This is a genomic window from Shinella sp. WSC3-e (assembly GCF_945994535.1).
Taxonomy (GTDB): Bacteria; Pseudomonadota; Alphaproteobacteria; order Rhizobiales; family Rhizobiaceae; genus Shinella; species Shinella yambaruensis.
The window spans coordinates 758,310-771,330 of the sequence record NZ_OZ000530.1; the positions used below are offsets into that span (position 1 = coordinate 758,310).

Genomic DNA, 13,021 nt, shown 5'->3' on the forward strand with positions numbered 1-13,021 from the left:
ACCGTCAAGAATGCCGGAGGCCCCTTGTCCAATAGCACCAATGGCTTGCCTGCCAACCTTCACCCACCCTCCGTCATGGTCGGGCTTGACCCGACCATCCACGCGGCACACACGGCTCGAATGGTTGAGATGGAACGGTCCGGCGGTCTCGAAGTGGCGTGAAAGCCCGCCGGAATCACTCCGGCAAACGATAGTCCAGCAGACGTCCCTGGCGCATGTCGAACAACTTCCCCGTCTCGGCATAATCCGGCGCGACCAGCGGCAGGATGGCCCTGGCGACTTCCGAGGGATGCTGCACGGTCGACGGGTCCTCGCCGGGGATCGCCTGGGCGCGCATGGCGGTGCGGGTGGCGCCGGGATCGAGCGCGGTGATGCGGAGCGCCGTGCGCTGCGTCTCGCCGGCCCAGGTGCGCGCCAGCGCCTCGACGGCGGCCTTGGAGGCCGAGTAGGGCCCCCAGAAGGGCTTGCACTTGTGCGCGGCGCTGGACGAGAGGATGACGGCGCGGCCGGCGTCCGACTTCAAGAGCAGCGGCTCGACCGAGCGGATGAGCCGCCAGGTGGACGTGACGTTGATCGTCATCACCCTCTCGAACACCTTCGCCTCGACATGGCCGATCGGCGAGATCGTGCCGAGCACGCCGGCATTCGCCACGAGGATGTCGAGCTTGCCCCAGCGCTCGAAGATCGATCCGCCGAGCTTGTCGATCGCCGGCATGTCGGCGAGGTCGAAGGGCACCAGCGTCGCCGCGCCGCCGGCCGCCTTGATCGCATCGTCCAGTTCTTCCAGGCCGCCGACCGTGCGGGCGCAGGCGATGACATGCGCACCGGCCTTCGCGAGTTCGAGGGCGGTGAAATAGCCGATGCCGCGCGACGCGCCGGTGACCAGCGCGAGGCGGCCTTTCAGGTCGATGCTCATGATGTCTTCAATTATCCGTTGCTTGCCAGAACCGAGACCTTCCGTCCCATCGTCTCGCCTTCCTTGTCAAGGAGGCGCGTCGGATAGTCGCCGGTGAAGTAGTGGTCGGTGAACTGCGGACGGGCCGGGTTGCGGTCCTCGCCGCCGACGGCGCGGTAGAGCCCGTCGATGGAGAGGAATTCCAGCGAATCCGCGCCGATATACTTCGCCATCGCCTTGACGTCGTTGTACTGGTTGGCGAGCAGCTTGTCCCGGTCGGGCGTGTCGATGCCGTAGAAGTCGGGGTAGAAGATCATCGGGCTGGCGACGCGGATATGCACTTCCTTCGCGCCCGCATCGCGGATCATCTGCACGATCTTCAGCGACGTCGTGCCGCGCACGATCGAATCGTCGACGAGGATGACGCGCTTGCCGGCGATCATCGCGCGGTTGGCCGAGTGCTTCAGCTTGACGCCGAAGGCGCGGATCTGCTGCGTTGGCTCGATGAAGGTGCGGCCCACATAGTGGTTGCGGATGATGCCGTATTCGAACGGGATGCCGCTCTCCTGCGCATAGCCGAGCGCGGCGGGCGTGCCGCCGTCCGGCACCGGAACGACGACGTCGCCCTCGACCGGGTGCTCCTTGGCAAGGTTCATGCCCATGTTCTTGCGCGCCACATAGACCGAGCGGCCGCCGACGACGGAATCGGGGCGGGCGAAATAGACATATTCGAAGAGGCAGAGGCGCTCCGGCTGCGGGTTGCCCGATTTCTTGGCCTCGATGGTGATCGAGCCGTCCGGCTGGATCTCGCAGACGATGATCTCGCCGTTCTCGACGTCACGGATGTATTTCGCGCCGATGATGTCGAGCGCGCAGGTTTCCGAGGCGAAGATCGGCTTGCCGTCGAGCTCGCCCATGACGAGCGGGCGGATGCCCGTGGGGTCGCGCGCGGCGATCAGCTTGGTGCGGGTGATGCCGAGCATCGAATAGCCGCCTTCCATCTGGCGGATGGCGTCGATGAAGCGGTCCGTCGTGGAGGTGTAGCGCGAGCGGGCGATGAGGTGGAGCACGACCTCCGTGTCCGAGGTCGACTGACAGATCGCGCCGCCGGCGATGATCTGCCGGCGCAGCGTCAGGCCGTTGGTGAAGTTGCCGTTATGGGCGACGGCGATGCCGCCGACTTCCAGTTCTGCAAAGAGCGGCTGTACGTTGCGCAGCGCCACTTCCCCGGTGGTGGAATAGCGGGTGTGGCCGATCGCCATGTTGCCGGGGAGCTTTGCGAGCGTCACCGGGTTCGTATAGTGGTCGCCGACAAGGCCCATATGCTTTTCCGTGTGGAACTGCTTGCCGTCGAAGGAGACGATGCCGGCGGCTTCCTGGCCACGGTGCTGCAGCGCGTGCAGGCCGAGCGCCGTCAGCGTCGCGGCTTCCGGATGGCCGAGAATGCCGAAGACGCCGCACTCCTCGTGAAGCGTGTCGCCGTCGAGATCGTCGTCGTGGCGGCCGGGAAACTGGAAGTCGCTCATTGCTGCAAGCCTTTGCTCGGGACCGTAAGAGGTTGCACGGGGTTCTGGGTCGTTCGGCAAGGCCCATATGGGCATTGCCGAAAGCATTTGCCACCGAGGCCCGGAAGCGTCAGTGGCTGATGATCTATCCTATCAAAAAATCGGGGAGCCTGCCTTCGCCATTTCTCGCGAGTGTCGGCTCCCCTGATCGCTTGTCATCCGTTTGTGGCGGGCGTCTCTTCGGCGGGCGTCTGGTTCGTGCCGCCGGTGGCGCCGTCCGGATCCTCCGTGCCGCCTTCGCCCTCGGCCGGCTTGCCGCGCAGGCGGTCGAGGATCGTCGCGTCGGCGTCCTCCGGCAGGAGCGCCACGAGGCGCGAGCCGAGATTGTCGAGCAGCGGCTTGGACTTCGCCGTGGTGACCCAGGAGGGCTGCTGCTGCGGGGCGACCAGCCAGTTGAAGAACAGCATGGCGACGACGACGAGCAGGATGCCGCGGGCCGCGCCGAACAGGAAGCCGAGCGTGCGGTCGAGCGCGCCGATGCGGCTGTCGATGATGAAATCGGCAATCCGCATGGTGATGAAGGAGATCACGATGAGCGCGACGAGGAAGACGGCGGCGGCCGAGCCGACCATCGCGACCGTGTCGCTCGTCGTATAGTCCTTCGCATAGGGCAGGAGGACCGGATAGAGGAAATAGGCGGCTGCCGCGGCACCCACCCAGCTGGCGACGGAAAGCACCTCGCGCGAGAAGCCGCGCACCATCGCCAGCACGGCGGAGAACAGCGCGACGCCGATGACGATACCGTCGAGAATTGTGATGGGCATGTTCGTCCTACTCCAAACCCGAAATGTCGTCGGGCCCCGTACCGCTCAAGCGGGGGGCACCTTAGCGGAAGGCGTGTCCGTCGTCTCAGTTCGGCGCGATGCCGCCCCATGTTTCCCACAAGGCTTTGTCGACCGCCGGGGCGTCAAACGTCCTCGTCCTCCCGCTTCAGGGCGCTTTTCGATCCGGCAATGCGCGCCACCAGATCCGGCAGGCTGTCTATCTCGTTCCAGCGGCCGCCGGCGCCCTTGGGCAGATCGGCGGAGCCGGCAGGGAGCACGGCCTGCGAAAAACCCAGCTTTTCCGCCTCCTTGAGGCGCTGGGCGGTGTGCGCCACCGGGCGAATGGCGCCCGACAGGCTGACTTCGCCGAAATAGACGCAATCGGCCGGAAGGGCAAGACCGGCAAGCGAGGAAACCAGCGCCGAGGCGACAGCAAGGTCCGCCGCCGGTTCCGAGATGCGATAGCCGCCCGCCACGTTGAGGTAGACGTCGTGCTGCCCGAGCCGGACGCCGCAATGGGCCTCCAGCACGGCGAGGATCATCGAGAGCCGCGCCGAATCCCAGCCGACGACCGCCCGGCGCGGCGTGCCGAGCGAGGTTGGGGCGACGAGCGCCTGCACCTCGACCAGCACCGGCCGTGTGCCCTCCATGCCGGCGAAGACAGCGGCACCCGGCGATTTGGCATTGCGCTCGCCGAGGAAGAGCTCGGAGGGGTTGGAGACCTCGCGCAGGCCCTTGTCGGACATTTCGAAGACGCCGATCTCGTCCGTCGGGCCGAAGCGGTTCTTGACCGTGCGCAGGATGCGGTAGTGGTGGCCGCGGTCGCCCTCGAAATAGAGCACGGCGTCGACCATGTGCTCGACGACGCGCGGGCCGGCGATCTGTCCCTCCTTGGTGACATGGCCGACCAGCACCATGGCGGCGCCGGTCTGCTTGGCGAAGCGGATCATCGCCTGCACGCCGGTGCGCACCTGCGTCACTGTCCCGGGCGCGGCCTCGGCTGTATCGCTCCACAGCGTCTGGATCGAATCGATGATGACGAGGTCCGGCCGCTTGCCTTCGCCGACGGTGGCGAGGATGTCCTCGACATTGGTCTCGGCGGCGAGCAGCACGTCGGTCTCGGCGGCCTGCAGGCGCTGGGCGCGCAGGCGCACCTGCGCCACCGCCTCTTCGCCCGAGACGTAGATGATGCGGTGGCCGCGGCGGGAGAGGGCGGCGGCGGCCTGCATGAGGAGGGTCGACTTGCCGATGCCGGGATCGCCGCCGATCAGGACGGCCGAGCCGCGCACGAAACCGCCGCCGGTCGCCCGGTCGAGTTCGCCGATGCCGGTGTGGATGCGCGGCGCCTCCTCGATTTCGCCCGACAGGGCGGTCAGCGCGACGGGCCGGCCCTTCTTCGGCACCTTGCCGGGGCCGGAGCCGATGCCGCCCATCGGGTCTTCCTCGACGACGGTGTTCCACTCGCCGCAGCCCTCGCATTTCCCGACCCAGCGGGAATGCGCGGTGCCGCAGTTCTGGCAGACGAATTGGGTGCGGGCTTTCGCCATCGGGTCTCGCTTTGCGAAATGCTGTGTCTGACGCAATCCCGGGCGGAAAACCGCTTCGCCCTCTTCTTGGAACTGCTTTGGGAATCGCTCCGCAAGCCATTAGCACAAAACAGGAACGTGTCCTATTTTTTCGCGGCCTCGTAGCGCCGTTCGTAGCGGCTGCCGAGGCTGGTCAGGAGTTCGTAGTCGATCGTGCCGCCGGCGCGGGCCACGTCCTCGATGGGCATGTTGCGGCCGAAGAGCTCGATGAAATCGCCGGCCCGGACGCTGCCCTGCGGCAGGTCCGTCACGTCGAAATGCGTGAGGTCCATGGTGACGCGGCCGATCAGCGGCACCATGCGGCCGTGCAGCACGCCGCTGGCGCCCGGGATGTTCGTCTTGCGCAGCGGCACGCCGGAGCCGGAAAGCGCCCGCATGTAGCCGTCCGCATAGCCGACCGCGGCGACGGCGATGCGCGTGTCGCGGGAAAAGACGGTGGTGGCGCCGTAGCTGACGCTTTCGCCGGCCTTCGCCTCGCGCACCTGCAGGATGCGCGCCTCGGCGGTGACGACGGGTTTCATCGGGTTCGGCACGTCGTTGACGGCCGCCCCGCCATAGAGCGAAATGCCGGGGCGGGTGAGGGTGAAGTGATAGTCCTCGCCGAGGAAGATGCCGGCCGAGTTGGCGAGCGTCGCATCGATGCCGTCGAAGGCGTCGACGGCGGTGCGGAAACGCTGGAGCTGCTGGCGGTTGAGCGGGTGGTTCGGGTCATCCGCGCAGGCGAGGTGGCTGAGCAGCATGATCGGCGAAAAGCTCGCCGGCCGCGCGACGTCGCCGGCAAGCGCCAGCGCATCCTCAACGCGCAGGCCGAGCCGGCTCATGCCGGTATCGACATGCAGCACGCAGGGATGGTCGCGTCCGTCGGAAACGGCGGCCATGAAGACGGCGAGCTGTTCCTCCGAGGCGATGACGGGCACGAGGTCGAATTCGAAGAACAGCCGCTCGGAACCGGCCCACATGCCCGACAGCACATAGAGGCGCACATCCGGCAATACGGCGCGCAGCGCCGCGCCTTCCGTAGGCGTGGCGACGAAGAAGTCGCGCGCGCCCGCCATGTGAAAGGTCCTGGCGGCCGGCTCCAGCCCGATGCCGTAGGCGTCGGCCTTCAGCACCGCGGCGGTGCGGGCGGCGCCCGAGCGCCGCGCCATCGCGCGCCAGTTGTCGGCAAGTGCCGAAAGGTCGATGGTCAGGCGGGCATGGTCCTCGCCGGCGACGGGCAGGGTGGATCGGGCGTGCGTGTGGTGCGTGCTCATCTTCCTGAAATACAGCCTGTGGACCATGGCGGCAATACGCTCGCCTGCCGCATTGCCGCGGGGCGGGGCCGCCTCTATGGTGCCGCGCCGAAAGGGAGAGCATCATGCGGGGAGGGATGAAGGCGGCCTTGGGAGCGATGGCGACCGTCCTTGCGGGCCAGGCCTCGGCGGCGGCGCAGGACGCTCCCACGGATGCCGGCATGCGCGAGGCGCATGCCGTGCTGCTCGGCCTTGCCCAGGACGGCGTGGCGCCGGTGCGCGAGGCCGGCGCGGACATCTACTATTCGATCGTCGACAATCCCAACGCGCCGCGGCTGGTGACGCGGCTGGAAGTCTCCGGCGCGCCCTGCCGCGCCCGCACGATCTCCGCCCTGCAGTTCCCGGAAAGATGGGCGACGCTGACGATCGGCCTCATCGACCTCAGCCGCGTGACGACGGCCATCGCCTATGCCTCCGTCGACGACATGATCGCGGAGGCCAGGCCTGTTCCGCTCGCTTCGCCCGAAGCGGAGCAGGTCGTGCTGACCGGAGCGGGACTTTACTGTTCGAGCCGCCTGTCGCTCTCCGGCAGGAGCGATGCCGCGGACGAAACCTGCACGGACAGGCTGGATCTGCCGATGATGGACGAGGAGCAGAAGGCACGCGGCCGGCAGGTGCTGGCCATCGTGGCGGACTTCTGCAAGGCCCCGGCCTTCGAAGGGAAGTGACGGGCGACAGGGAAACGCCCCTCATCCGGCCTGCCGGCCATCTTCTCCCCGTAAACGGGGAAGAGGATGTGCCTGTGCCGGTTTCCCCGATCAATGACCGCTCGTGGGGCAGGTCCCCTCTCCCCGCTTGCGGGGTGAGGGGCAAGCGCCCCGTCCGTCAGTGCTCGTACTGGCTGAAGGACGGGTCGGCGAGGTCGGTGAAGCGGGTGTATTCCGACTGGAAGGCGAGTTTCACCGTGCCGGTCGGTCCGTGGCGCTGCTTGGCGATGATGACGTCCGCCGTGCCCTTCACCTTCTCGAACTGCATCTTCCATTCTTCGTATTTCGGGTCGAACTCGTCGCGCGGCTCCAAGTTCTTCACGTAATATTCCTCGCGGAACACGAAGAGCACCACGTCGGCGTCCTGCTCGATCGAGCCCGATTCGCGAAGGTCGGAGAGCTGCGGGCGCTTGTCCTCGCGGCTTTCCACCTGACGGGAAAGCTGGGAGAGCGCGATGATCGGCACGTTCAGCTCCTTGCCGAGCGCTTTCAGGCCCGTGGTGATCTGGGTGATCTCCTGCACGCGGTTGTCGCTCGATTTGCCGGAGCCGGTCATCAGCTGGATATAGTCCACCACCAGGCAATCTAGGCCGCGCTGGCGCTTCAGGCGCCGCGCGCGGGCGGAGAGCTGGGCGATGGAGATGCCGCCGGTCTGGTCGATATAGAGCGGGACCTTCTGCATCATTTGGCTGCAGGCGACGAGCTTTTCGAAGTCGGCCTCGGAAATGTCGCCGCGGCGGATCTTTGAGGACGAGACTTCCGTCTGCTCGGAGATGATGCGGGTGGCGAGCTGCTCGGAGGACATTTCGAGCGAGTAGAAGCCGACGACGCCGCCGTTCTTCGCCTTGAACGAGCCGTCCGCCTGGACTTCCGGCTCATAGGCGGCGGCGATGTTGTAGGCGATGTTGGTGGCAAGCGAGGTCTTGCCCATGCCGGGACGGCCGGCGAGCACGATCAGGTCCGAACGCTGCAGGCCGCCCATGCGGGCGTCGAGCGAGTGGATGCCGGTCGAGATGCCCGACAGCGAGCCGTCACGCTCGAAGGCGGCGCCGGCCATGTCGATCGCCAGCGCGACGGCATCGTTGAAGGACTGGAAGCCGCCGTCGTAGCGGCCCGTCTCGGCCAGCTCGAACAGGCGCCGTTCGGCATCCTCGATCTGGGTCTGCGGCGGCATGTCGAGCGGCGCGTCATAGGCGATGTTGACCATGTCCTCGCCGATATTGATCAGCGAGCGGCGCAGCGCCAGGTCGTAGATCGCCCGGCCATAGTCCTCCGCGTTGATGATCGTCACGGCCTCGGCGGCAAGGCGCGCGAGATATTGCGGGATCGTGAGATCCCCCACCTTGCCGTCGGCCGGCAGGTGCGTCTTCAGCGTGATCGTCGTCGCGATCTTGCCCATGCGGATCGTGTCGCCGGCAAGCTCGTAGATCTTGCGGTGCAGCGGCTCGTTGAAGTGCATGGGCTTCAGGAAGTCCGAGACGCGGTAATAGGCATCGTTGTTGACGAGGATCGCGCCGAGCAGCGCCTGCTCCGCCTCGATGTTGCTGGGCGCCTCGCGGTGATGCAGCTCCGCATTGTCGCGGCCGGCCTGGCTGAGCTTGCGCACGGCGTCGTTCATCGTCCCGAATCTCCCCATCCCTGTTTGCGAAGGCCGCTGGTTTGGTTGCTTTGCCGCCGGGGGTCAAGCGCTTCCGACTCACCCCGTCCATTAAGCCCGGTCTTAGACTTTTCCACAGGCGGCAGGGACACAGCAAGCCCGGATTCCGCCGGGCCTGCTGGCTTTCGGTTGACACCGCTTCCGAATCTCAGAGCGAGGCCTCCTGGGGGAATTGCCGCGCGCCGCGCCGTTCGCCCTTCGGATTGCCTTCATGCGCCTTGAGGCAATCCTCGCCGCGCCCGATATATTCGCGCGTCAGCGGCACGGCCTGCTGGTCGTGCGCCAGCTGGAGCTGGAAGACGACGAGGTTCTGCCAGCGGAAGGCGCTCTCGGAGGCGGCGAGATAGAACTCCCAGATCCGGCAGAACTTCTCGTCGTAGAGCGCCTTTGCCTCCTCGCGCCGGGCCATGAAGCGTTCCCGCCAATGGCGCAGCGTTTCGGCATAATGCAGGCGCAGGATCTCCACGTCCGTCACGGCAAGGCCGCTCTTTTCCACAGCCTGCATGACCTCCGAGAGGGCCGGGATATAGCCGCCGGGGAAGATGTACTTCTCGATGAAAGGATTGTTGGCCGAGGGGCGATCCGTGCGGCCGATCGTGTGCAGCAGCATCACGCCGTCCCGCTTCAGGAGCGCGGCGCTCTTCCTGAAGAAGGTGAGATAGTTCGGCCGGCCGACATGCTCGAACATGCCCACGGACACGATGCGGTCGAACGGACCTTCCGTGTTGCGGTAATCCTGCAGCAGGAAGTTCACCTCGCCCGTCAATCCGGCCTCGCGCGCCCGCTTTTCCGAAAGGGCGTGCTGTTCGTCGGAGAGCGTCACGCCCGTCACCTTGGCGCCGAGCTGGCGGGCGAGGTAGAGCGCCATGCCGCCCCAGCCGCTGCCGATGTCGAGCACGCTCTGGCCCGGGCGGTTGATGTTGAGCTTGGCCGCGATGTGGCGCTTCTTGGCGAGCTGCGCCTCGTCGAGCGTCTGGTCCGGCCGCTCGAAATAGGCGCAGGAATATTGCCGGTCCTGATCGAGGAAGAGGTCGTAGAGCGCGCCGGTGAGGTCATAGTGGTGCTGGACGTTCCTGCGCGAGCGCACGATGCTGTTCTTCTCCCGCGCCCAGCGGAAGAGATAGCGCACCCGCTCCAGGAGACGGTTCCAGCGGCTGTCGTAATATTTGAAGTCGGGATTGCCGGTAAAGACGGTCTTCAGGAGGCCGTAGATGTCGCCCTCCACGATGTCGATATCGCCGGTGCCATAATGGTGCCCGAGATAATAGGCAGGGTCGAAGGCAAGGCCCCAGACCGCTTTCTTCGTGTTGAGACGCATATGGACGGGGTTTCCGGTGCCGTCGCCGAAGCGCTGGCGGGTGCCGTCCGGATAGGTGATCGTCAGATTTCCAGTCTCGACGAGGCGGGAAACGAGAGCCTGTACAATGAATTTCATTCGCTAAACTCCGTCGCGCTTAAAAAATCTGGCGGAACGGGTCTGGTCGGAAACCGGCCTGGGAAGCGGCCCGACCGCCAATCCAGTCTAACGACCTATAAATATTGATGTGAAAAGCCGGATTTCAAGCCGTGCTTTTTGGCCATCGAAAAAACAACGGGCCGGCAGAGCCGGCCCGTCAGGCTGTCAATTGGGGAGCCGGCAGGGCCGGCCCACATCCGATATCAGGCTTCGTCGTCTTCGCCGTCGGCTTCCGGATCGAAGAAGTCTTCCGGCTTCAGGGCGTCCTCGTCCACGCCGTAGATGGCGTCGGCGGAGGTCAGGCTTTCGCCCTTTGCCTGGCGCTCGGCTTCGTCGGCGGAGCGGGCGACGTTGATTTCGATGGTGATCTCGACTTCGGCATGCAGGTGCAGGACGACCTTGTGCAGGCCGATCGCCTTGATCGGGGTGTTGAGCTCGACCTGGTTGCGGCCGACGTTGAAGCCTTCGGCAGCCAGTGCCTCGATGATGTCGCGGGCAGCGACCGAGCCGTAGAGCTGGCCGGTTTCGCCGGCGGAGCGGACGATGACGAAGGACTTGCCGTCGAGCTTCTCGGCGACCGACTGGGCTTCCGACTTGCGCTCGAGGTTGCGGGCTTCGAGCGTCGCACGCTCGGATTCGAAGCGCTTCTTGTTGGCTTCGTTGGCGCGCAGCGCCTTGCCGAGCGGCAGCAGGTAGTTACGGGCAAAGCCGTCGCGAACCTTCACGGTTTCGCCCATCTGGCCAAGCTTGGCGATGCGTTCGAGGAGAATGACGTCCATTTCGAGTTCCTTTCTGAATGTCAGGTGTTCTGGTTTTTCTTCTCTGCCGGGCCGGCGGGCGTCAGCGCGATGGTGCGCCGCGTGTCCATCAGGCCCAGAATGAGGATGGCGAAGACCGGTATCGTGAAGAGCAATACCGAGAGATAGGCGAACCACAGGGCAAACAGCCGCCACGGCTTGCCGCGCGTCCTGAAGTGCAGGCTCGCGAAGCCGGCAAGCACGAAACCGGCCCCGAAGGTACCGCAGACGAGCGCGCCGATGATCGCCGGCACGCCGCCCATGAAGGCGAGGACAAGGCCGGCGAGGAAGAAGAAGATCGCGTTGCGGTGCATGCGCAGCGTCGAGGGCATGTCCTCGCGCGGGCGAAGGCCCCGGCCGGAGACGCGCACGATGAAGGTCGCGATGTAATAGGCCGCAAACAGCAGGAAGACCCAGAGCGCGCCCTGCACCAGCGGCAGGGCCAGCGCGAAGATGGCCTTCAGCTGCGCGACGGCGGCGGCGTCGGGGTTGTAGAGCGGCTCCTGCGCCTTCAGCGTCTGGATGACGATGTCGACGAGCTGGCTCGCCATGGCGCTGTCGTAGCCGACGATCGCACCGACGGCGATCATGCCGAGCGTGACCATGACGGCGAGATGCGCGAGGATGTTGGACAGGGGATACCAGGCGAGCGCGTCTTCCGGGCCGCCGAGTTCGGAGGCGGGACGGGCGAGGTTCGCGAGGTTGGAAAGCCAGCCGGCCGGGATCAGCGTAATGATGACGATCAGAAGCGCGAAATGCGAGGAGACCAGCATGGAGGCGGTCGCACCGCCGGCAAGGACGGCGATCAGCGCGCTGGCATTGCCCCAGCCTAGGCCGGCAATGAGAATGGGAAGGGCGGACGCGGCGTAAAGCACGATCGCGAGAGTCGACTGCGCATTCGCGCTCAGCGAAAGCAGAGCGGCGGTCACACCGGCAATCAGGCCGGTCGCAATCGATGTCGGCGTCAGGGTCTTCACGGCTTCGCTGTCCTGTCCGGTCAGACAGTTAGAGGAGTTTCCTGACAAACCTGTTCAGGACCGTCTCCCCAACATGGGATTTTGACCTCTTTCAAGGTCGGCGGCTCCGATCCGCGCCCAACGCGGAAGGGAAATGGGGAAGGCGGCGGACCGTCTTCCCCTTGAGTCAAGCATCCCGGCCCGACGTCGAGTCAGGCCGCAGAGTAACGTCCTTACGCTACGACGTAGGGCAGCAGGCCGAGGAAGCGGGCGCGCTTGATCGCCTTGGCGAGTTCGCGCTGCTTCTTCTGGGAAACGGCCGTGATGCGGGACGGGACGATCTTGCCGCGCTCGGAAATGTAGCGCGACAGGAGACGGACGTCCTTGTAGTCGATCTTCGGAGCGTTCGCGCCCGAGAAGGGGCAGGTCTTGCGGCGGCGGTGGAACGGACGGCGTGCCGGAGCGGAAGAAACATCAGCCATTGTAATAAACTCCTTCTGCTTCGATTACGCGCGGTCTTCGCGAGCCGGACGGTCGCCACGCGGCGGGCGGTCGCCGAAGTCGCGGCGCGGACGGTCGCCGAAATCGCGGCGCGGGCCGCGGTCGTCGCCATCACGACGCGGACGGTCGTCGCGGTCGCGCTTCTGCATCATGGCCGACGGGCCTTCCTCGTGGGCTTCCACGGCGATGGTCATGTAACGAAGAACGTCTTCGTTGATGCGCATCTGGCGTTCCATCTCGTGGATGGCGGCGGCAGGAGCGTCGATGTCCATCAGCGCGTAGTGCGCCTTGCGGTTCTTCTTGATGCGGTAGGTGAGGGACTTGAGGCCCCAGTTCTCGACCCGGCCGACCTTGCCGCCGAGCGATTCGATTACACCCTTGTACTGTTCGACGAGAGCGTCGACCTGCTGGGCGGACACGTCCTGGCGGGCCAGGAAGACATGTTCGTAAAGAGCCATGTGGCTTTGCCTTTCTTGCGTTTACACCCGAAACCGGCGCCAAGCCTCAACGACAGTTCCCAAGGGCTTCAAGAAGCCGAAGCAAGAAAAGCGTTAATCCAGACGGTCGAGAGCGGAGACACGGGAGGCCGGAGCCCTTGGCTCCAAACGGCGGTCTTTCGGATCGCCGGCCCTCCGTTCAGCCACCAGCCGATTGACCGGGTGTGTTGAACAGCGCGCCTTATACGGATTTTCCGGCCGAAAGCAAGACCCGGGGCCAAATACAGGATCCCGGGCCGGAAATGCGCGCTGCCTCGTTTTGCGACAGGGCGGGAACCAAAATCGAGACGCCGCGTTGTTCATCCCGATCCAACCAGATGGAGTGACCGAAATGCAAGACCCGAACCT

General features: G+C 65.7%; 12 protein-coding genes. 1 reads left to right on the forward strand and 11 read right to left on the reverse strand.

The genetic code is table 11. The features are described 5' to 3' along the window. Positions 1-175 precede the first annotated feature (175 nt). The 5 genes from AABF56_RS03785 to alr form a co-directional block, all read right to left on the reverse strand. On the reverse strand, positions 176-916 hold the full coding sequence (locus tag AABF56_RS03785) for an SDR family NAD(P)-dependent oxidoreductase (RefSeq protein ID WP_245082768.1): 741 nt from the start codon (positions 914-916) through the stop codon (positions 176-178). Positions 917-927: 11 nt separating this feature from the next. Beyond that, the gene (purF, locus tag AABF56_RS03790; RefSeq protein WP_245082771.1) at positions 928-2,421 is read right to left on the reverse strand and encodes an amidophosphoribosyltransferase; all 1,494 of its coding nucleotides are present in this window, start codon (positions 2,419-2,421) and stop codon (positions 928-930) included. 194 nt (positions 2,422-2,615) lie between these two features. Next, positions 2,616-3,224: a CvpA family protein gene (locus tag AABF56_RS03795; protein WP_272804974.1), complete on the reverse strand. Its 609-nt coding sequence runs from the start codon at positions 3,222-3,224 to the stop codon at positions 2,616-2,618. Between the two features lie 143 nt (positions 3,225-3,367). Continuing rightward, complete coding sequence (gene radA, locus AABF56_RS03800) at positions 3,368-4,771, reverse strand: DNA repair protein RadA (RefSeq protein ID WP_245082781.1); 1,404 nt, start codon at positions 4,769-4,771, stop codon at positions 3,368-3,370. Positions 4,772-4,893: 122 nt separating this feature from the next. Beyond that, on the reverse strand, positions 4,894-6,063 hold the full coding sequence (gene alr / locus AABF56_RS03805) for an alanine racemase (RefSeq protein WP_272804975.1): 1,170 nt from the start codon (positions 6,061-6,063) through the stop codon (positions 4,894-4,896). A gap of 104 nt (positions 6,064-6,167) precedes the next feature. Between alr and AABF56_RS03810 the strand changes: the two genes are divergently transcribed. Then, positions 6,168-6,770: a hypothetical protein gene (locus AABF56_RS03810; protein WP_272804976.1), complete on the forward strand. Its 603-nt coding sequence runs from the start codon at positions 6,168-6,170 to the stop codon at positions 6,768-6,770. 157 nt (positions 6,771-6,927) lie between these two features. Here AABF56_RS03810 and AABF56_RS03815 read toward each other — a convergent pair whose 3' ends face one another. The 6 genes from AABF56_RS03815 to rpsF all read right to left on the reverse strand — a co-directional run bounded on the left by AABF56_RS03815 (position 6,928) and on the right by rpsF (position 12,634). Further along, a complete protein-coding gene (locus AABF56_RS03815) occupies positions 6,928-8,427 on the reverse strand; it encodes a replicative DNA helicase (protein ID WP_245082787.1) in 1,500 nt (499 codons plus the stop codon). Positions 8,428-8,614: 187 nt separating this feature from the next. Further along, complete coding sequence (locus tag AABF56_RS03820) at positions 8,615-9,901, reverse strand: SAM-dependent methyltransferase (RefSeq protein WP_245082789.1); 1,287 nt, start codon at positions 9,899-9,901, stop codon at positions 8,615-8,617. Between the two features lie 224 nt (positions 9,902-10,125). Next, positions 10,126-10,701 carry a 50S ribosomal protein L9 gene (gene rplI / locus AABF56_RS03825; RefSeq protein ID WP_245082791.1) on the reverse strand — a complete coding sequence of 192 codons (576 nt, stop codon included), beginning with the start codon at positions 10,699-10,701 and terminating at the stop codon, positions 10,126-10,128. Between the two features lie 20 nt (positions 10,702-10,721). Continuing rightward, positions 10,722-11,696 carry a YybS family protein gene (locus AABF56_RS03830; RefSeq protein ID WP_245082793.1) on the reverse strand — a complete coding sequence of 325 codons (975 nt, stop codon included), beginning with the start codon at positions 11,694-11,696 and terminating at the stop codon, positions 10,722-10,724. A gap of 212 nt (positions 11,697-11,908) precedes the next feature. Continuing rightward, positions 11,909-12,157 (reverse strand): 30S ribosomal protein S18, encoded by a 249-nt coding sequence (gene rpsR, locus AABF56_RS03835; protein WP_023515801.1) that lies wholly within the window; start codon positions 12,155-12,157, stop codon positions 11,909-11,911. A 24-nt stretch (positions 12,158-12,181) separates the two neighbouring features. After that, complete coding sequence (rpsF, locus tag AABF56_RS03840; protein ID WP_023515802.1) at positions 12,182-12,634, reverse strand: 30S ribosomal protein S6; 453 nt, start codon at positions 12,632-12,634, stop codon at positions 12,182-12,184. Positions 12,635-13,021 lie beyond the last annotated feature (387 nt).